Origin of the sequence: Vibrio sp. HS-50-1 (assembly GCF_024747315.1) — a bacterium.
In the GTDB taxonomy this organism is placed as follows: Bacteria; Pseudomonadota; Gammaproteobacteria; order Enterobacterales; family Vibrionaceae; genus Vibrio; species Vibrio diabolicus.
Genome location: NZ_JAMPZF010000007.1, coordinates 246,254 through 266,486, shown reverse-complemented (window position 1 = coordinate 266,486; position 20,233 = coordinate 246,254). Strand labels below are relative to the sequence as shown.

Here is a 20,233-nt window from a genome sequence, read left to right as displayed (position 1 = left end):
AATACCTGGCTTACTTCATTGCTAGCAGTTTGCTGTAGCGCTCAAGTTTGTCCATGCTAATTTTCGCGTTTGCCATGAAAGTTTGTCTCGCTTTTCCTGTTAGGGATTTAGATTGTGGCAAATTCACCGTGCGCGGGTTTTTGTGGACACCATTCACAAGGAACTCATAGTGCAGGTGAGGGCCTGTTACACGACCTGTTCCGCCAAGCGTACCAATGGTTTGGCCTTGTTTAACGCGTTGACCCGCTCGTACCGTACGTTTGGTTAAGTGCAGGTACTTGGTAATGTAAGTATTGCTATGTTTAATGAAAACGTAGTTACCATTAAATTTGTTGTAAGACGATTTTTGAACGACACCATCACCAGCCGCCCAAATCGGGGTGCCCACAGGTGCCGCATAATCTGTGCCTCTGTGAGGACGAACGCGTCCCGTTACAGGGTGTAAGCGGCGTGGGTTGAAGTTAGACGAAACTCGACGGAAATCCAACGGTGCGCGCAAGAACGCCTTTTTCATTGCTCGTCCATTTTCGTCATAATACTTGCCACTTTTCTGATCCAGTATTGCGGTGAAAGTATCGCCTTGGTTTTTAAATATTGCAGCAATGATTTTTCCGCGGCCGATTACTTCACCTTCTACCACTTCCTCTTGGTAAAGCACTCGGAAGCTGTCGTTTTTACGAATATCTAAAGCAAAGTCGATATCCCAGCCAAATATGCCGGCCAGTTCCATGATTTGGTTGCCATTTAATCCAGAAGATATTCCCGCATTCCAAAAGTTTGATTTGATGGTGGCTTCAGCGTAGTTGTACTGGAAGTCGACTTCTTTTTTATCGACTTCTGAGACGTATTTGCCGTCTTTTAACGTGATACGAAAAGTTTCGAATGCGCTTAATGTTCTTCTTAACTGTACTAAGTCGTTGTTTTCATCAAAACCGAATTGCAATCGATCGCCAGGTCGAAGCCGGGTTAATTGCTTTTCCACTTCTTTGTCTGATGAGACAAGCTCATGCAATAGGCGGGCAGAAAGCCCCACGCGACTAAACAAGATGGCGGCACTCTCACCATTTTTCACTTTGTACGTTTCCCAACGCAGTACAGCGGGGGACGCTGGAGACGAACTGTTTAGTGCACTGAGTTCTAGGGAAACTGGCACAGGATAATGTTGACCAACTTTTAATCGGCTCTGCTGCGGGTCTAGGTCTTGCGGATCAGGTAAAAAGAAGAGCGCGAAGATAATCAGCGCACTAAAAAAACCGATCAATACTTTGTGCAAGAGTGGAAGTCGGACAAAAATCGAATGCATGAGGTACTTGATTGCTAAATTAAACGGAAAAATTGACAACTACCTAGTCTAACGTGTTTCAAAATGCATCGCTATTCAAGTAATATGTTCAGCTATTATATTTTTGCCAAATCTGTGGGAGTGAACAAGAATGGCGAGCATTGAAGCTGCACTAGCCGAGATTAAGCGCGGTGTTGAAGAGCTGATTCCAGAAGAAGAGCTTATCGCAAAACTAAAAGAAGACCGTCCTCTACGTATTAAATTGGGTGCGGATCCTACGGCTCCAGATATTCACCTAGGTCATACGGTTATTTTCAATAAGCTTCGCTTGTTCCAAGAGCTAGGTCATGAGGTGACGTTCCTAATTGGTGACTTCACTGCAATGGTTGGTGACCCAACAGGTAAAAACACAACACGTCCACCGCTAAGCCGCGAAGATGTATTGCGTAATGCAGAAACTTACAAAGAGCAGGTATTCAAAATTCTAGACCCTGCAAAAACTAAGATTCAGTTCAACTCTGAGTGGTTATCTGAGCTTGGTGCAGAAGGTATGATTCGTCTTGCTGCAAACCAAACCGTTGCTCGTATGCTAGAGCGTGATGACTTTAAAAAGCGTTACGCGGGTGGTCAGCCAATTGCTATTCATGAGTTCATGTACCCACTTCTACAAGGTTGGGACTCAGTAGCAATGGAAACTGACGTTGAGCTTGGTGGTACTGACCAGAAGTTCAACCTGCTAATGGGTCGTGAACTGCAAAAGTCTCACGGTCAAAAACCACAGGTTGTACTGATGATGCCTCTTCTCGTGGGCCTTGATGGCGAGAAGAAGATGTCTAAGTCAGCAAACAACTACATCGGTATCAGCGAAGCGCCAAGCGAAATGTTTGGTAAAATCATGTCTATTTCTGATGACCTAATGTGGAGCTACTACGAGCTGCTCTCTTTCCGTCCTCTGGAAGAGATTGCTCAATTCAAAGCTGATGTAGAAGCAGGCAAAAACCCTCGTGACATCAAAGTATTGCTAGCAAAAGAAATTATTGCTCGTTTCCACAGTGAAGCTGATGCGGATGCGGCAGAGCAAGAATTCGTAAACCGTTTTGCGAAGAACCAAATTCCTGATGAAATGCCAGAATTTGATTTTGATGCAGGTCGCCCAGTGAGCAATCTGTTGAAAGAGGCTGGCTTATGCCCATCATCGTCAGATGCGATGCGTATGGTTAAGCAGGGCGCTGTGAAGATGGATGGTGAAAAAATTGCGGACAGCAAATTTGCTCCACAAGCGGGTACTTACGTGTTCCAAGTAGGCAAACGTAAATTTGCACGTATTACTATTCAGTAATCAATAATCGCTGCAAATGAAAGCGCCTGATGGGCGCTTTTTTTGTATAAAAATTTAGCGAAAAAGACAAAGTAAAACTTCCAAACATGTTTAACTTTGCTACTATACTCTCGCTGCCAATAATGGCAGCGTTATCGGAGATTTACATGAACAATACCGACCATCCTCCCAGTCGTTGGGTGAGTAAGAGCAAGGGAGCGAAATAACCCGCTTCGGTATTGGCGATCTCCGCCTTACCTAAGTGGTGAGGCATCTTTTCTAATTTTCTTCTCGTTATTTCCTTCATACATTCTGAATAGACAGTGCGTCCGCATTGGTTTTCTCTGTGCATCTTAATTGTTGTGTGACTTTAAGTATGCAAGAGTGACTTTGCGTGCCTTGTCGATGGTCGTTACCAATGCCAATCGGGAGATTCGCCATGACGGTAATGAACAACACTTTTATTGAAACAACACCAAACTTTTCTGAAGTAGAAATTGGTGCAGCTCGCAATGCATTTTTGCAGTATGAGCAAGAGCAACAAGTCCATTTGCTTACGATCATGCCGATCGATGAGGCGGTAGGTATTTTGCAGCATTGCTCTGTCGGTTATGTGAATAGTCTTATTGCTCAACTTGAGCAAGCAGGCCATGACAAACGCGCACGTCATTATGCTCACCAATTGGGTTTGCATATGTCTGAAGTTGATACACCTGATGGTTATTTATCGACTAGTGTTTTGGGGCACGTGAAGCAGCGTATTGGGTGGATCATTGCACTGGCCCTTTTAGGGATTGTGTCGGGTTTGATCATTGCTCAGTATGAGGACACCCTTAGCCAGCTCGTTTTGCTTGCGGTGTACATGCCTGTGATCGCTGCGGCTGGTGGCAATACAGGAACACAAGCTGCAACTTTGGTGATTCGTGCTCTTGCAACTGGAGAGCTAAAAAAACGCCAATGGTTAGAAGTTTTGTGGAAAGAGAGCCGCGTTGCTCTATTTATTGCGTTAGCGATCGCTATCGTGATGATTGGACGCATTATGTTATTTAGTGCCGGTCAATCAACAGGGGGCTTTGAACTTACCGATATCGCATTGGCAATAGCGGTTGCGTTATTCATCCAAGTAACAATTTCTACAACATTAGGTGGACTGCTACCAATTATTGCACGAGCTTGCAAGATGGACCCTGCGGTATTGGTGAGTCCAGTGCTTGCATCTATCGTCGATATTTCAGGGATGTGGATATACTTTAATGTGGTGAACTATTTCTTGGGTATCGCCTGACTAAAGTTCACAATATCACTATAAAAAAGCTGCTCAAAATGTGTAATAGGGGCGATGACAGGTTTGTTATCGTCCCTTTTTTCTGGGAAGTAGTCTGAAACAAACTGAACAAAAACGGTATTAGGTCGACCATTTTTATCCAAGCCATATCCGGCCATGTTGTAAGTTCCGTAGAGGGAGCCGCTTTTGGCGATCAATTGTCCTTTAATTGGCAACTTTCGCATACTTTGTCGGTACTTTAGTGTGCCTGACTCACCTGACTTCGGCATGATGGCGATCAGTTTAAGCTCGTCTTCGTGCTGCCAAATATAACGAAGAATTTCCGCCATTTTGGTGGCGGAGATACGATTGTTTCGCGAAAGTCCTGAGCCGTCTTCTAGGCGCGCATTACGAATATCAATACCAGTGTTGGCGAAAATGATCTGCTTGATCGCCTCTGTACCGTTGGCAAAGCTACCTGACTGAACAAAAAACTTAGCGCCAAGTGTTTTGGTTAATGTATCTGCAATCAAGTTATCAGAGTTTTTAAGCATCTCTTCCAGAATGTCTGGTAATGCCTCTGATTGATGCATGGCGATTAGCTTGCGCTGTTTTTCCGGAGCCGAACCGATCCGAATCTTTCCTGATAACTCAATATTGAGCTGCTTAAGCAAAGCTGCCAATCTATGGCTGGTATAAAGTTCGGGATCTTGAACGGCAAATTTAAGTGGCAATGGTTTCTCCCTCTCAACTAAGCATCCAGTTAGCTTGTAGTTGTTATCAGGGTTTGCGACTAAGCCTAAATCGCAATGACGACTTTTCTTAATCGTTTTAGAAACGGTCTCGACAGTACTTGTTACACGAATAGGTTGATGCTCAGGTACGTAGACTCGAGTCCCACCGTCTTTTTGCGTATAGATAGAAGCCTGCACACAGTTGTTATTGAGTGTGATGGTCGATGCCGGAGCGCTGTAGCAAACTCCCAAGATATCCCACGGCCAGCCCACTGCACGGTTGTAACCAGTGAATGCGCTGTTATCGAGCCATAAGTCACCGTCAATACGTTTTAAGCCATTTTTCTTGGCTAGGGTAAGAAGTGATTTTAAATCGTTGGTTTGGAGCGTTGGATCGCCGACAAAGTAAATCACTGCGTCTGAGCTCGACGCTTCTAGTTTGGTTCGAAAGCGGAAGTTATCACCCAGCTCTAACTTTGCCGCTAATGCTGTGACGATTTTTAATGTACTGGCTGGTGGGAATAATTGTTCGGTAGGATGAACACCGTCAAGTTCAGCATTCTCACTGAGTTTTTCCGCGACTAAACTGATGCGAGAGCCTTCCGGCAACACTTCTTGATGAGGGTACGCTTGTGAAAAAGCAGAAAGTAATGAAGAGAATATGAGCAAGGGCCAACGTAAACGCATAATGATACTTTCTAAGGTGAGTTATGTGATTGAGTATACGCAAGTCCTTTCAATATGCTAGGTAACTAAAGAAATGCTTTATATGTCATCAGGAATGAGACATGAGAGAAAGGCGCGCGGCTTAAAATGGAGTATAAAAAATGCCCGCTTGAAGCGGGCATTCGATATTCTAGTCAAAGACCGGAATTAGAAGTCGTAACGTAGACCTAGAGCTAGCTCGTCTTCAGCATCGATCTTGTTCGCAACTGTCTTACCGCTAGTTGAGCCGAACTTATCGCCAGCGTCAATTAGGTTGAAGTTGTAAGAAACGTAACCGCGGAAGTTAGGTTTGAAGTAGTAAGAAGCATCAACAGCGAAGTTGTTTGCAGAAGTCTCGTTGTCAGTTTCTGCATTGTTGTACGTCGTTGTGAATACTGTTTGACCTAGCGTGTAAGCACCCGCTAGTTCGTAACCAGTGTAATCAACAGTGTTGTTGAATGTGTCAGTCATTTTTTCGCCATCTGTGAAGATACCAGCGAAGTAAAGATCAGACATTGTGTAAGATGCAGCTAGCATGTACTCGTTTGCATCGTATTGGTCTGCGTAACCAGCACCAAGCTCAAGACCAGTGTCTGCTACAGCGTAGATAGCTGATAGAGAGTAGCCGTCTTGTTTGTTGTCAGAGTATTCACCGTTTTGTTCTACACGGTCAGCGAAGCGGTAGCTTGCTTTAACACTTAGGTTTTCAAATTGACCTTTGTAAGCCATCATGTTGTCTGTACGGTCTGCTACAGCTAGTTTGTCTGCTGCAGAGTTACCGTGGTAAGCCATGATATCAGTGAAGTCAGTGATAACGCCTAGTGCACCTTCAGTTTTACCGTATGCGAACTCACCGTAAGCACCACCAAGACCAGCGTAAGCAAGACGAGTTTCTAGATCGCTCTTGTCGTCGCCGTCTACAGTACCGTTTTGAGCAGTCTCAAATTCACCTTCCCAGAAACCAACACCGTATAGGTTGTCATTTATCTCTTGTTTACCAAGGAAGTTTAGACGGATGCGAGATTTGTCTTGAGCGTCGCCATCTTTCATAGATAGACGTGCTTCAGCACGGCCGCCCATTTCTAGAGAAGTGCCGTCTTGGTTGTAAAGTTCAGCTGCGTTTACGCCAGTTGCCATAGCTGCTGCAGATACAGAAAGAGCAATTAGAGTCTTTTTCATCTTATTTGTCCTAGTTAGCTGTCCATAATCATTGTTGTATGGGGGAGAGGTAATCTCTCACAAGTTGTTGGTCTATAATCGGCCAATGAGCGGTATAATTCGCCCTTGTAAGCCTTTGATCTAACAACTCGCTGGACATGTTTTACTTCTAAAGTTTCCGTATGAGTTAGTAAAATGATATAAATCGTATCGATGAACACTGTTCGATTGCTCTGGTTTCTGGTTTAACTTTTTGTTTTAAATGGGATTTTTGGGGTATAACATTCGTCTGACATTGATTAGTTTTTATCTTTTTTGATGTTTTTGGTGTAATGAACAGTGTTGTTTTTCAACAAATTGCGACAGTGATGCACTCTAGAATCGTTCTAAAAGTGACTTATATCATTATGCCGAAAGTGCATAGTCTTACAGCCTTTCGAATTAAGATGATTTCGTCCGGGAGTTTGTTTACACTAAATGAAATACATCTTTAAGCGCACTACCCAGCCCTATGGCAGGGTGGGCTTTTTTTGTCCAAAGACCCATTTGGGCTTGAGGTTATAAAATGGAAAAAGTTCCAATGACACTACGTGGCGAGCAAAAGCTACGTGCAGAACTCGATCGTCTACTTAAACTACGTCCTCAAATTTCAGAGGCAATAGCTGAAGCTCGTGAGTTAGGTGATTTAAAAGAGAACGCAGAATATCACGCCGCTCGAGAAGAGCAGGGTATCTGTGAAGCACAAATCCGTGACATTGAATACAAACTGTCAGTTGCTCAAGTAATTGATGTAACGAAGATGGAGAACACGGGTAAAGTTATTTTTGGTTCAACCGTAACCTTGATTGACATCGACACCGAAGAAGAAAAAACATACCAAATTGTTGGTGATGACGAAGCAGACATTAAAGCTGGCCGTATTTCAGTAAGCTCACCAATTGCTCGTGGCTTGATCGGTAAGATGGAAGGCGATGAGGTTGCTATTCAAACACCGGGTGGCGCGAAAGACTTCGAAATCGACCGAGTAGAATACATCTAAGTTGTTGAGAGTAATTTTGTTACTCCAATAAAACGCAAAAAGGTCGCCAATGGCGACCTTTTTTCTTCAGCAACGTAAGTAGAATTACTTACGAGGGATTTCGATTTTACGCTCTTCAGACTGGCGGTATAGCACAAGCACTTTACCAATAGTCTGAACTTTTTCTGCGCCCGTCTCACGTACGATAGCGTCGATGATTAGCTGTTTTGTTTCACGATCTTCTGAAGCAACTTTTACTTTGATCAGTTCGTGATGGTTAAGAGCGATTTCAATTTCTGCTAGCACGGCTTCTGTAAGTCCATTTGCGCCCATTAGCACGACAGGTTTTAAACTGTGAGCTAGGCCTTTAAGGTGCTGCTTTTGTTTGGTGCTTAGGTTCATTACGCGGCCAATTTTCTTTAAAATAAGGGTTGAAAAAAGCTATTTTAACGCCATCTATTGCTGAAGACTATAATTTATTGAGTAATAGGTAGCGCCTATTAAAACAATAGCTCCAATTTGCGCCTTGTTGGGATTAAAATGAGTAAACAAAAACATTCGGCTAGTTCTGGTCGTTGGTTGAAAGAACACTTTGATGATAAATACGCGAATGAGGCTCGTAAAAAAGGCTATCGCTCACGTGCTTATTTCAAGATCGATGAGATTCAAACGAAAGATAAATTGTTAAAGCCTGGGATGACAGTCGTCGATTTGGGTGCGGCACCGGGCGGATGGTCTCAATATGCTGCTAAGATAGTAGGAGACAGTGGTCAGATCATTGCGTGTGATTTGCTTCCTATGGACCCGATTGCGGGTGTCAGCTTTTTACAAGGCGACTTTCGCGATGATGCAGTATTGGAAGCTTTGCTAGAAAGAATCCAACCTTCAATGGTAGATGTAGTAATGTCTGACATGGCACCTAATATTGCGGGAAATAACTCTGTTGACCAACCTCGTGCTATGTATTTAGTTGAATTGGCTTTAGATATGTGTCGACAAGTTCTAGCGCCTAATGGTAGCTTTGTCGTAAAGGTTTTCCAGGGGGAAGGCTTCGATCAGTATGTGAAAGAAGTCCGAGACATGTTTAAAGCCGTAAAAATTAGAAAACCAGACTCATCGCGAGCTCGCTCTCGAGAAGTCTTTGTTGTAGCCACTGGTTACAAAGGTTAACCATTTTGCTCTCTTGAGAGCGTGTTAACACTATAGCTACAGTGAATGAACTGTAGTACCCTACCTTTAATTACAATTAGTTATCGAGAGGCTTACACCTTGAGTGACATGGCAAAAAATTTAATTCTGTGGCTTGTTATCGCCGTCGTATTGATGTCGGTATTCCAGAGCTTTGGCCCTGGAGAAAGCAATGGCAGAACCGTGGATTACACCACGTTTGTACAGGAAGTTGGCCAAGGCCAGATTCAAGAAGCAACTTTTAAAGACGGTGAAATTAGCTTTGTTCGTCGTGGCGGCGGTGCCAAAATGGTCACTTATATGCCAGTGTATGACCAAAAGCTTCTAGATGACCTAATTAACCAAAACGTGAAAGTACAGGGCACGCCTCCAGAAGAGCAAAGCTTGCTTGGTACTATTTTCATTTCTTGGTTCCCAATGATCTTACTGATTGGTGTATGGATTTTCTTCATGCGTCAAATGCAAGGCGGCGGCGGTAAAGGCGCTATGTCTTTTGGTAAGAGCAAAGCTCGAATGATGAGCGAAGAACAAATCAAGACAACTTTTGCTGACGTCGCTGGTTGTGACGAAGCAAAAGAAGACGTGAAAGAGCTGGTGGACTACTTGCGTGATCCAAGCCGCTTCCAAAAACTGGGCGGTAAGATTCCTACTGGTGTGTTAATGGTTGGTCCTCCTGGTACTGGTAAAACGCTTCTAGCGAAAGCCATTGCTGGTGAAGCAAAAGTTCCGTTTTTTACCATCTCGGGTTCAGATTTCGTAGAAATGTTTGTGGGTGTCGGTGCATCTCGTGTACGTGATATGTTCGAACAAGCTAAGAAAGCAGCGCCTTGTATTATCTTCATCGATGAAATCGATGCGGTAGGTCGTCAGCGTGGTGCTGGTGTTGGTGGTGGTCACGATGAACGTGAGCAAACACTAAACCAAATGCTAGTAGAGATGGATGGTTTCGAAGGTAACGAAGGTATCATCGTAATCGCTGCAACTAACCGTCCAGACGTTCTTGACCCAGCGTTGCTACGTCCTGGTCGTTTTGACCGCCAAGTAGTGGTTGGATTGCCAGATGTACGTGGTCGTGAGCAGATTCTAAAAGTACACATGCGTAAAGTCCCTCTAGCAGGTGACGTAGAGCCTTCTCTAATCGCTCGTGGTACACCAGGCTTCTCTGGTGCTGATTTAGCAAACCTAGTCAACGAAGCGGCACTATTTGCTGCGCGTGGTAACAAGCGTAACGTTTCTATGGTTGAATTCGAATTAGCGAAAGACAAAATCATGATGGGTGCCGAGCGCCGTTCAATGGTGATGTCTGAAGAGACAAAAGAGTCAACGGCTTATCACGAAGCAGGTCACGCAATTGTTGGTCGTTTAGTACCTGAGCACGATCCAGTGTACAAAGTATCGATCATTCCACGCGGTCGCGCGTTGGGTGTGACTATGTACCTACCGGAGCAAGACCGTGTCAGCATGTCTCGCCAGCATCTAGAGTCTATGATCTCTAGCTTGTACGGTGGTCGTCTAGCGGAAGAACTCATCTACGGTGCTGATAAAGTCTCAACAGGCGCGTCAAACGATATTGAACGTGCAACTGATATTGCTCGTAAGATGGTTACTCAATGGGGTTTCTCTGAAAAGCTTGGTCCTCTACTGTATGCAGAAGATGAAGGTGAGGTGTTCCTTGGTCGTAGCGTGACTCAGACTAAGCATGTATCTGATGATACGGCGAAGCTGATTGATGATGAAGTTCGTCAAATCATTGACCGCAACTATGACCGTGCGAAGAAGATTCTTCAAGAAAACATGGATATCATGCATGCGATGAAAGATGCGCTGATGAAGTATGAAACCATTGATGCTCGTCAAATTGATGATTTAATGGAGCGCAAAGCTGAAATTCGTGAGCCTGCGGGTTGGAGTGATAACTCAACTAGCAAACCTGAAGACAGCGAGAAGCCTCAAGCAAAGCCAGAAGTTAAAGAAGAAGCAACGGACGCTGCGAAAGATGCAGAAAAGTCTAGCTCTCCAGAAGCGACTTCTAGCGAAGCGCCTGAAAAGAAAGACTCTGAATAAAGAGTGTTGATAATAATAAACCCCGAGTTATCTCGGGGTTTTTGTGTTTATGATGATGATTACAGCAAATAACAAATCTTTAGATCTTTCCCGTCCACATGTTATGGCCATTCTAAATGTGACTCCGGATTCCTTTTCGGATGGTGGTAAATACAACTCGATTGAACTCGCCCTTGCTCAAGTTGATAAAATGATAAAGGCTGGTGTAAGCATTGTTGATGTTGGTGGGGAGTCGACAAGGCCTGGCGCGCCAGATGTGTCTTTAGAAGAAGAACTTCGACGTGTTGTCCCAGTAATCAAGGCCATTCGTGAAAAGTACGATGTGTGGATTTCGGTCGATACCAGTAAAGCGGAAGTTATGCGTCAAGCTATTGATGCTGGTGCAGATTTGATCAATGACATTCGATCTTTGCAAGAACCTGGTGCTCTCGAAGTCGCAGCAGAAGCAAAGCTTCCAATTTGTCTGATGCATATGAAAGGTCAACCTAGAACCATGCAAGTTGCACCTCATTATGATGATGTGATGAGCGACGTATCTGCCTTTCTAGAAGAACGTATCGCGGCATGTGAAGCAGCAGGGATTGATAAATCTCAACTGATTCTCGATCCTGGGTTTGGCTTTGGCAAAACGATAGAACACAATTATCATATGCTCGCTCATCTTGAAAAGTTTCATGAATTCGGCCTGCCAATTTTGGCTGGCATGTCTCGTAAGTCAATGATTTTTAAGTTGTTGGATAAGCCAGCGGCTGAATGTACAAATGCGAGTGTCGTTTGCGCTACGATTGCAGCAATGAAAGGCGCGCAGATCATTCGTGTGCATGACTTTGAAGAGACAATCGAAGCAATGAAAGTTGTTGAGATGACGAAAAACAATATTTAAAAATAATAAAGGAAAGTTTATGTCGAATAAAAGACGTTACTTTGGTACTGACGGTGTGCGCGGTAAAGTAGGACAATACCCAATCACTCCGGACTTCGTACTTAAGCTTGGCTGGGCTGCTGGTCGTGTACTAGCAAAACAAGGCACAAAGAAAGTTATTATAGGTAAAGATACGCGTATCTCCGGTTATATGCTTGAATCTGCATTAGAAGCAGGCCTTGCTGCAGCGGGACTTAAAGCAACATTTACTGGTCCAATGCCAACCCCAGCAGTGGCATATTTAACTCAAACTTTCCGCGCAGAGGCGGGGATTGTGATTTCTGCATCGCATAACCCATATTACGACAACGGCATTAAATTCTTTTCTTCTGAAGGTACTAAGCTACCTGACGATATCGAGTTGGCGATTGAAGCTGAGCTGGATAAAGACATTGAATGTGTTGAGTCTGCAGAACTTGGTAAAGCCACTCGTCTAAATGACGCTGCAGGCCGTTACATCGAATTCTGTAAGAGTACTTTCCCATCTGAATTGAGTCTTGCAAACTTTAAAATCGTGGTAGATTGTGCGCACGGTGCAACGTACCACATTGCTCCAAATGTCTTCAAAGAGCTTGGCGCAGAAGTTATTGCAATGGGCGTAGAGCCTAACGGCATCAACATTAATGAAGAAGTGGGCGCAACAGATGTTCGTGCGCTTCAAAAGCGTGTCGTTGAAGAGCAAGCGCACCTTGGTTTAGCATTTGATGGTGATGGTGACCGTATCATTATGGTCGATCACCTTGGCAACAAAGTCGATGGCGACCAAATTGCTTACATTATTGCTCGTGATGCTCTTCGTCGTGGCGAGCTAAAGGGTGGTGTAGTTGGTACGTTGATGACTAACTTGGGCATGGAAAATGGCTTAAAGCAGCTAGGCATTCCATTCGTACGTGCCGCTGTTGGTGACCGTTATGTCATGGAACAACTGCTAGAAAAAGGCTGGAAAATTGGTGCTGAAAACTCAGGCCATGTGATCTTATTAGATAAAGTCACCACGGGCGATGCGATTGTTGCAGCACTGCAAGTACTTGCTTCTGTAGTTGGCAGTGATATGTCTTTGCATGAGCTATCGCAAGGCATGACGTTGTATCCTCAGGTTCTAGAAAATGTCCGCTTTGCAGGGGAAAGTAATCCTCTTGAAGCTCAAGCAGTACTAAACGCCGTCGCCGAAGTAGAAGCTACGCTGGGTGATAAAGGACGTGTATTGCTGCGTAAATCTGGCACAGAGCCTTTGATTCGCGTTATGGTGGAAGGTGAGGATGGCGAGCTAGTTCAAAGCTCTGCATTGAAAATTGCCGAAGCTGTAAAAGCAAGTTGTTAATCATTGCGTTAAAGTGTGCGGTGAATGAAAAGGGCATCTTTTGCCCTTTTTTTGAGCGCTTAGCGCATTGGCATTGATTTTTTACTAATTTTCCCTTGTCAGCGTTACCGGCTTTCGCTAGTATTGCTCCGCCTCCCGTTAGGAGGTCGCTAGCCTTGTTCAATTATGATTTATTCTCTTGAACGGCGCTGGCTCAACAATTTGGAACATAGGTGGAAAAAATGTTTTCAGTTCTACTTGTGATTTACCTGTTGGCAGCGCTTGGTGTGATTGGCCTTGTGTTGATTCAACAAGGTAAAGGCGCAGATATGGGAGCCTCGTTCGGTGCTGGTGCTTCAAACACAGTGTTTGGTGCTGGCGGCTCAGGTAATTTCTTAACCCGAACAACTGCTATTTTAGCAACCGTATTCTTTATCGTTAGCTTGTTGCTTGGTCGTATGTCTACGCACAAGATTGAATCACAATGGGTAGACCCAACATTAGGTCAACCAGTTGTTGAACAAGTTAATGATGCAGCGAGTGAAGCTCCAGCCCCTGCGGGTGATGGAATTCCTCAATAAGCTGTAAGGTTTTGATGCCGAGATGGTGAAATTGGTAGACACGCTAGCATGAGGTGCTAGTGCCTTAGGTGTGAGGGTTCGAGTCCCTCTCTCGGCACCATGTATTTACAAACTTGTAAATCACTTGTTTGCGAGTATAATGCTCAGCAAGTCGGACGCGGGGTGGAGCAGCTTGGTAGCTCGTCGGGCTCATAACCCGAAGGTCGTCGGTTCAAATCCGGCCCCCGCAACCAATCTCTTTCTTTAAGAAGAAATCGTAGATTGGCAAGTTTGCGTAGTGCTAACCACACTACGAGTTAAGAGAAGCATTTGTTGGCTATTCTTAACGTATCAGGGTCCAGCAGCATAAAACCCCGACTATCGGGGTTTTTTGTTATCTGAGCTTTTTGAAATAGCTCAGAGACTGCTTGGTTTTTTGATTGGGCTCTGAGCCCTTTTTTTGTTTCTGGAGTGGTTAAATGACTGGTTTAGAAAGACAACTTACTGAAATGCTTGAAGCACCAGTAGAGGCATCAGGCTATGAGTTGGTTGGATTAGAATTCATTCGTGCAGGCGCGCACTCAACGTTACGCATCTACATTGACCATGAAAATGGTATTAACGTGGACGACTGTGCAGAAGTTAGCCACCAAGTTAGTGCGGTTTTAGACGTTGAAGATCCAATTTCTGTTGCTTACAGCCTAGAAGTGTCTTCTCCAGGTTTAGAAAGACCACTTTTTAAAGCAGCACATTACGAGCAATTTATTGGTCACGAGGTCAGCATCGTATTGAAAATGGCTGTAGCAAACCGTCGTAAGTGGAAAGGTATTATCCACGGCGTTGATGGCGAAACAGTGACAATTACTGTAGACGGTCAGCAAGAAGAGTTTGCTCTAAGTAACATTTCCAAAGCTAACCTGATCCCTAAATTTTAGTTCCCTAAAAAAGTTTAAGCTTAGAGGCTAAATACAATGAGTAAAGAAATTTTAGCGGTAGCAGAAGCGGTATCGAACGAAAAAGCGGTACCTCGTGAGCGTATCTTTGAGGCTCTTGAGATTGCTCTAGCAACTTCTACAAAGAAAAAATACGAAATCGAAATCGACGTACGTGTTGCCATTGACCGTAAAACTGGTGAGTTTGTGACTTACCGTCGTTGGTTAGTTGTTGATGATGTTGAGAACCCTACAAAAGAGATCTCACTAGAAGCAGCACAGTACGAAGATGACTCAATCGAGCTTGGCGACTACGTAGAAGACGAAATCGAATCAGTAACGTTTGACCGTATTACGACTCAAACGGCTAAGCAAGTTATCGTACAAAAAGTTCGTGAAGCTGAACGTGCACAAATCGTTGAGCAGTTCATCGACAATGAAGGTGATCTAATCACTGGCGTAGTGAAAAAAGTAAACCGCGACACAATCGTACTTGACCTTGGTAACAACGCTGAAGCGGTAATCCTACGTGATGACCAACTTCCTCGTGAAAACTTCCGTCCAGGCGACCGCGTTCGTGGTCTTCTTTACAAAGTCGCGCCAGAAGCACGTGGTTTCCAACTGTTCATCACTCGTTCTAAGCCTGAAATGCTGGCAGAACTATTCCGTGTTGAAGTGCCTGAAATCGCTGAAGATATTATCGAGTTGAAAGGCGCGGCACGTGATCCTGGTTCTCGCGCTAAGATCGCTGTCAAAACAAATGACAAACGTATCGACCCTGTAGGTGCGTGTGTTGGTATGCGTGGTGCACGTGTACAAGCTGTTTCTGGCGAACTTGGTGGTGAGCGTATCGATATTGTGCTTTGGGATGATAACCCTGCTCAATTCGTTATCAACGCAATGGCGCCAGCTGATGTTGCTTCTATCATCGTTGATGAGGATGCGCACTCAATGGACATCGCAGTTGAAGCTGACAACCTAGCGCAAGCTATCGGTCGTAACGGTCAAAACGTGCGTCTAGCATCTCAACTAACAGGTTGGGAACTGAATGTTATGACAGTTGCTGATCTTCAGAAGAAACACGCTGAAGAATCACAAGCATCTATTGAAAACTTCATGAAGTACCTAGATATTGAAGAAGACTTCGCTCAACTTCTTGTTGAAGAGGGTTTCTCAACGCTAGAAGAAATCGCATACGTGCCAGTTAACGAGCTACTAGAAATCGATGGTTTGAATGAAGAACTAATCGAAGAGCTTCGTGGACGTGCAAAAGATGCACTAACGACGATCGCACTAGCACAAGAAGAGTCTTTTGAAGGTCTAGAACCAGCTGAAGATCTGCTTGCACTTGAAGGTCTTGAGCGTGAGATGGCATTTAAATTGGCAGCGAAAGGTGTAGCGACACTGGAAGATCTTGCTGACCAAGGTATTGACGATTTAGAAGGTATCGAAGGCCTGACCGAAGAACGTGCAGGTGAGCTAATTATGGCCGCACGTAACATCTGTTGGTTCGGCGAAGAAGCATAATTTTCGGCAAGGAGGAAGCGGCATGACACAATTAACAGTTAAAGCACTGAGTGATGAGATTGGTACGCCAGTCGACCGCTTGATTGAACAACTTGCTGACGCTGGCATTAAAAAGGCGAGCTCTGACAATGTTACTGATGAAGAGAAGCAGAAGCTTCTCTCTCATCTAAAGAAAGAACACGGTGATAAATCAGGTGATTCAGAGCCGACTCGCCTTACGCTTCAGCGTAAAACTCGTAGTACACTTAGTGTGAACGCGGGTGGTGGTAAGAGTAAGAATGTTCAGGTTGAGGTGCGCAAAAAACGTACATACGTGAAGCGCAGCACAATTGAAGATGAAGCGAAACGTGAAGCTGAAGAAGCAGCACAACGTGAAGCAGAAGAAGCAGCAAAACGTGCAGCAGAAGAAGCTGCAAAACGTGAAGCTGAAGAAGCTGCAAAACGTGAAGCTGAAGAAGCTGCAAAACGTGAAGCGGAAGAAAAAGCGAAACGTGAAGCTGAAGAAAAAGCGAAGCGAGACGTAGATACGAATGCACAACGCAATGCTGAAGAAAAAGCAAAGCGTGATGCTGAAGAGAAAATTAAGCAAGAAGCAGCGCGAAAAGAGGCCGACGAGCTTAAACGTCGTCAGGAAGAAGAAGCTAAGCGTAAGGCTGAAGAGGAAAGTCAGCGCAAGCTTGAAGAAGCTCGCGAATTGGCTGAAAAGAATAAAGAGCGTTGGTCTGCTGCAGAAGAGAAAAAGGGTGATATGGAAGATACAGATTACCATGTAACGACTTCACAATACGCACGTGAAGCCGAAGATGAAGCAGATCGCAAAGTAGAGAGCGGTCGTCGTAAGAAGAAAAAAGCTTCAGGTAAAGACGACCAAGCTCGCGGTGGCCGTAACAACCAACGTGGCGGTAGAGGTCGTAAAGGCAAACTTGCTAAACCGACTTCAATGCAGCATGGCTTTGATAAGTCAGCAACGGTTGCTAAGCAAGACGTTGTAATTGGCGAAACGATCGTTCTATCAGAACTTGCTAACAAGATGTCGGTTAAAGCGACAGAAGTTATCAAAGTAATGATGAAGATGGGCGCTATGGCGACTATCAACCAAGTGATCGACCAAGAAACAGCACAACTTGTTGCTGAAGAAATGGGCCATAAAGTAGTTCTTCGTAAAGAGAACGAACTGGAAGAAGCGGTACTATCTGACCGTGACACTAACGCGGAAGCAGTTCCACGTGCTCCAGTTGTTACTATCATGGGTCACGTTGACCACGGTAAAACGTCAACACTTGACTACATCCGTCGCACACACGTTGCTTCTGGCGAAGCGGGTGGTATTACTCAGCACATTGGTGCGTACCACGTTGAAACAGACAACGGCATGATCACGTTCCTTGATACTCCTGGACACGCAGCGTTTACTGCAATGCGTGCTCGTGGTGCTCAAGCGACAGATATCGTTGTTCTTGTAGTTGCAGCAGACGATGGCGTAATGCCACAAACAGTAGAAGCGATTCAGCACGCGAAAGCGGCAGGCGTTCCTCTAATTGTTGCTGTGAACAAGATCGATAAAGAAGGCGCGAACCCAGATAACGTTAAGAACGAGCTTGCTCAATACGACGTTATTCCTGAGGAGTGGGGCGGTGAGAACATCTTTGTTCACATCTCTGCGAAACAGGGTACAAACGTTGACGCTCTTCTAGAAGCAATCCTTCTTCAATCTGAAGTTCTAGAACTTACAGCAGTGAAAGAAGGCATGGCGTCTGGTGTTGTTGTTGAATCTCGTCTAGATAAAGGTCGTGGTCCAGTTGCAACAGTACTTGTTCAATCAGGTACGCTAAACAAGGGCGATATTGTTCTTTGTGGTCAAGAGTACGGCCGTGTTCGTGCAATGCGTGATGAGCTAGGCAAAGAAATTACTTCGGCTGGCCCATCTATCCCTGTAGAGATCCTAGGTCTTTCAGGTGTACCATCTTCAGGTGATGAAGCAACAGTAGTTCGTGACGAGCGTAAAGCGCGTGAAGTAGCTAACTACCGTGCTGGTAAGTTCCGTGAAGTGAAACTTGCTCGTCAGCAGAAATCTAAACTAGAGAACATGTTCTCTAACATGACTGCTGGTGAAGTTGCTGAACTTAACGTTGTACTTAAAGCAGACGTTCAAGGTTCTGTAGAAGCAATCGCAGACTCACTAGTTAAGCTATCTACTGACGAAGTTAAAGTGAACATCGTTGGTTCTGGTGTTGGTGGTATTACGGAAACTGACGTAGTACTAGCGGAAGCTTCAAACGCAATCATCCTTGGCTTTAACGTTCGTGCAGATGCTTCTGCTCGCCGTGCTGTTGAAGCCGCAGCTGTTGACTTACGTTACTACTCAATCATTTACCAATTGATTGACGAAGTGAAACAAGCAATGGGCGGTATGCTTGCTCCAGAATTCAAGCAAGAGATCATTGGTCTTGCTGAAGTTCGTGACGTGTTTAAGTCACCGAAACTGGGCGCTATCGCTGGTTGTATGGTTACAGAAGGTGTGATCAAGCGTAACAACCCAATCCGTGTACTGCGTGATAACGTTGTTATTTACGAAGGTGAACTAGAGTCACTACGTCGTTTCAAAGATGACGTTCAAGAAGTTAAGAATGGCTACGAATGTGGTATCGGCGTTAAGAACTACAATGATGTTCGCGTTGGTGACCAAATCGAAGTCTTCGAAATCGTTGAAATTAAACGTACTCTAGACTAATTGACTAAAATTACTAATATTGTCTTTGAAAGATAAGTAGTAATTGGTTGCTGAATACACCATGGGGGGCTGGCTTTGACCAACCCCCCATTCTTTCTATATAAGAGTAAAGATATGTCAAAAGAATTTAGCCGCACGCAGCGTGTTGCACAGCAGCTGCAAAAAGAACTAGCGATGATCCTTCAACGTGAAGTTCGTGACTCTCGCCTTGGCATGGTGACGATCTCAGACGTAGAAGTCTCTCGTGACCTAGCTTACGCAAAAGTATTTGTGACCTTCCTATGTGTGGGTGAGCAAACACCAGAATCATGTCTAGCAGCGCTACGTGAGCACGAAGTGCACATTCGCATGATGTTAGGTAAGCGTATTCGTCTACGTTTAACGCCAGAAATCCGCTTCCACTATGACAATACGCTTGTTGAAGGTATGCGTATGTCTAACCTAGTGTCTGAAGTCGTTAGTTCAGACAAACAAAAGCAAAAAGATTCTGGTCGTGAGGACGAAGAATAATGGCTCGTCGTCGTAAAGGTCGTCCAATTAATGGCGTTATACTGTTGGACAAACCAACAGGTATCTCTTCCAATGATGCACTGCAAAAAGTAAAGCGAATCTACTTTGCTGAGAAAGCAGGCCACACTGGAGCCTTGGACCCATTAGCGACAGGCATGCTGCCAATTTGCTTGGGTGAAGCGACGAAGTTTTCTCAGTTTCTTCTAGATTCTGATAAACGCTACCGTGTGATCGCAAAGCTTGGTGAACGTACCAACACGTCTGACTCGGATGGTGAAGTTGTAGAGACGCGTCCAGTCGATGTTACGTTAGACAAGCTAGAAGCGTGCATCGATAAGTTCCGTGGTGAATCTGATCAAGTGCCTTCCATGTTCTCTGCGTTGAAGTATCAAGGTAAACCCTTGTATGAATACGCTCGTAAAGGCATCGAAGTTCCGCGTGAATCTCGTAAGATCACGGTATATGAGATTGTTCTTCACCGTTTTGAAGGCGATGAAGTCGAGATGGAAGTGCATTGCTCAAAAGGCACCTACATTCGTACCATCGTGGATGACCTAGGCGAAATGTTAGGTTGTGGTGCGCACGTAACTATGCTACGACGCACTGGTGTTGCGAAATACCCTTACGAGAAGATGGTGACACTTGAGCAACTGAATGAGTTACTAGAGCAAGCACACCGTGAAGAACTCGCTCCTCGAGAACTACTGGACCCATTGCTGTTACCAATGGATACAGCGGTAGAAGACTTACCAGAAGTCAACTTAGTGCCTGAACTGGCGGATATGGTTCAGCATGGGCAACCTGTTCAAGTATTTGGTGCGCCCACCGAAGGCTCACTTCGCCTTACCATGGGTGAAGAGCGTTTGTTTATTGGCGTAGGCGAAATGAATGAAGATGGCAAAATTGCTCCTAAGCGATTGGTTGTGTTCCGAGATGACGTCGCATCCAAGTAAATGATTGAAAATACCGACCTGAGTGTCGGTATTTTTATATTGCACGAGATAGGAAATTTCCCTATAA

The 20,233-nt window shown here is 44.7% G+C and carries 17 protein-coding genes and 2 tRNA genes; 15 read left to right on the top strand and 4 right to left on the bottom strand.

Features of this window, described 5'->3' with window-relative positions:
• Positions 1–10: 10 nt before the first annotated feature.
• Positions 11–1,303, bottom strand: coding sequence for a peptidoglycan DD-metalloendopeptidase family protein (locus NDJ01_RS06985; protein WP_046875053.1), 1,293 nt, complete (start codon positions 1,301–1,303; stop codon positions 11–13).
• 130 nt (positions 1,304–1,433) lie between these two features.
• On the opposite strand from NDJ01_RS06985, the gene tyrS reads away from it, so the two are divergent.
• Both tyrS and NDJ01_RS06975 read left to right on the top strand, forming a co-directional pair.
• Entirely contained in the window at positions 1,434–2,621 is a 1,188-nt protein-coding gene (tyrS, locus tag NDJ01_RS06980) for a tyrosine--tRNA ligase (protein WP_047008954.1), read from the top strand.
• 418 nt (positions 2,622–3,039) lie between these two features.
• Positions 3,040–3,885, top strand: a complete 846-nt coding sequence (locus tag NDJ01_RS06975; protein WP_012841442.1) for a magnesium transporter — start codon at positions 3,040–3,042, stop codon at positions 3,883–3,885.
• Here the strand turns inward: NDJ01_RS06975 and dacB are convergent.
• Both dacB and NDJ01_RS06965 read right to left on the bottom strand, forming a co-directional pair.
• The gene (gene dacB, locus NDJ01_RS06970) at positions 3,864–5,285 is read right to left on the bottom strand and encodes a serine-type D-Ala-D-Ala carboxypeptidase (protein WP_258586481.1); all 1,422 of its coding nucleotides are present in this window, start codon (positions 5,283–5,285) and stop codon (positions 3,864–3,866) included. The genes NDJ01_RS06975 and dacB overlap by 22 nt on opposite strands.
• Before the next feature lie 186 nt (positions 5,286–5,471).
• Entirely contained in the window at positions 5,472–6,482 is a 1,011-nt protein-coding gene (locus NDJ01_RS06965; RefSeq protein WP_012841444.1) for a porin, read from the bottom strand.
• A 544-nt stretch (positions 6,483–7,026) separates the two neighbouring features.
• Between NDJ01_RS06965 and greA the strand changes: the two genes are divergently transcribed.
• On the top strand, positions 7,027–7,500 hold the full coding sequence (gene greA, locus NDJ01_RS06960; RefSeq protein ID WP_005380065.1) for a transcription elongation factor GreA: 474 nt from the start codon (positions 7,027–7,029) through the stop codon (positions 7,498–7,500).
• An 84-nt stretch (positions 7,501–7,584) separates the two neighbouring features.
• Here greA and yhbY read toward each other — a convergent pair whose 3' ends face one another.
• A complete protein-coding gene (yhbY, locus tag NDJ01_RS06955; protein ID WP_005380066.1) occupies positions 7,585–7,881 on the bottom strand; it encodes a ribosome assembly RNA-binding protein YhbY in 297 nt (98 codons plus the stop codon).
• 138 nt (positions 7,882–8,019) lie between these two features.
• Here yhbY and rlmE point away from each other — a divergent pair, with 138 nt between their 5' ends.
• The 12 genes from rlmE to truB all read left to right on the top strand — a co-directional run bounded on the left by rlmE (position 8,020) and on the right by truB (position 20,166).
• On the top strand, positions 8,020–8,649 hold the full coding sequence (rlmE, locus tag NDJ01_RS06950; protein WP_005388985.1) for a 23S rRNA (uridine(2552)-2'-O)-methyltransferase RlmE: 630 nt from the start codon (positions 8,020–8,022) through the stop codon (positions 8,647–8,649).
• A 108-nt stretch (positions 8,650–8,757) separates the two neighbouring features.
• Positions 8,758–10,731: an ATP-dependent zinc metalloprotease FtsH gene (ftsH, locus tag NDJ01_RS06945; protein WP_041852890.1), complete on the top strand. Its 1,974-nt coding sequence runs from the start codon at positions 8,758–8,760 to the stop codon at positions 10,729–10,731.
• A 52-nt stretch (positions 10,732–10,783) separates the two neighbouring features.
• Positions 10,784–11,614 carry a dihydropteroate synthase gene (gene folP / locus NDJ01_RS06940; RefSeq protein WP_031780413.1) on the top strand — a complete coding sequence of 277 codons (831 nt, stop codon included), beginning with the start codon at positions 10,784–10,786 and terminating at the stop codon, positions 11,612–11,614.
• Between the two features lie 19 nt (positions 11,615–11,633).
• Complete coding sequence (glmM, locus tag NDJ01_RS06935; RefSeq protein ID WP_005394663.1) at positions 11,634–12,974, top strand: phosphoglucosamine mutase; 1,341 nt, start codon at positions 11,634–11,636, stop codon at positions 12,972–12,974.
• 221 nt (positions 12,975–13,195) lie between these two features.
• Positions 13,196–13,534 (top strand): preprotein translocase subunit SecG, encoded by a 339-nt coding sequence (secG, locus tag NDJ01_RS06930; protein ID WP_258586480.1) that lies wholly within the window; start codon positions 13,196–13,198, stop codon positions 13,532–13,534.
• A 16-nt stretch (positions 13,535–13,550) separates the two neighbouring features.
• Positions 13,551–13,634, top strand: a tRNA-Leu gene (locus NDJ01_RS06925).
• A 56-nt stretch (positions 13,635–13,690) separates the two neighbouring features.
• Positions 13,691–13,767, top strand: a tRNA-Met gene (locus tag NDJ01_RS06920).
• A gap of 225 nt (positions 13,768–13,992) precedes the next feature.
• Positions 13,993–14,448 carry a ribosome maturation factor RimP gene (rimP, locus tag NDJ01_RS06915; RefSeq protein ID WP_005394659.1) on the top strand — a complete coding sequence of 152 codons (456 nt, stop codon included), beginning with the start codon at positions 13,993–13,995 and terminating at the stop codon, positions 14,446–14,448.
• 36 nt (positions 14,449–14,484) lie between these two features.
• A complete protein-coding gene (nusA, locus tag NDJ01_RS06910; protein WP_005380084.1) occupies positions 14,485–15,972 on the top strand; it encodes a transcription termination factor NusA in 1,488 nt (495 codons plus the stop codon).
• 22 nt (positions 15,973–15,994) lie between these two features.
• Positions 15,995–18,703 (top strand): translation initiation factor IF-2, encoded by a 2,709-nt coding sequence (infB, locus tag NDJ01_RS06905; RefSeq protein ID WP_046875050.1) that lies wholly within the window; start codon positions 15,995–15,997, stop codon positions 18,701–18,703.
• Positions 18,704–18,817: 114 nt separating this feature from the next.
• A complete protein-coding gene (gene rbfA / locus NDJ01_RS06900; protein ID WP_005380087.1) occupies positions 18,818–19,213 on the top strand; it encodes a 30S ribosome-binding factor RbfA in 396 nt (131 codons plus the stop codon).
• Positions 19,213–20,166, top strand: coding sequence for a tRNA pseudouridine(55) synthase TruB (gene truB / locus NDJ01_RS06895; protein WP_104969757.1), 954 nt, complete (start codon positions 19,213–19,215; stop codon positions 20,164–20,166). The genes rbfA and truB overlap by 1 nt, the downstream gene beginning before the upstream one ends.
• Positions 20,167–20,233 lie beyond the last annotated feature (67 nt).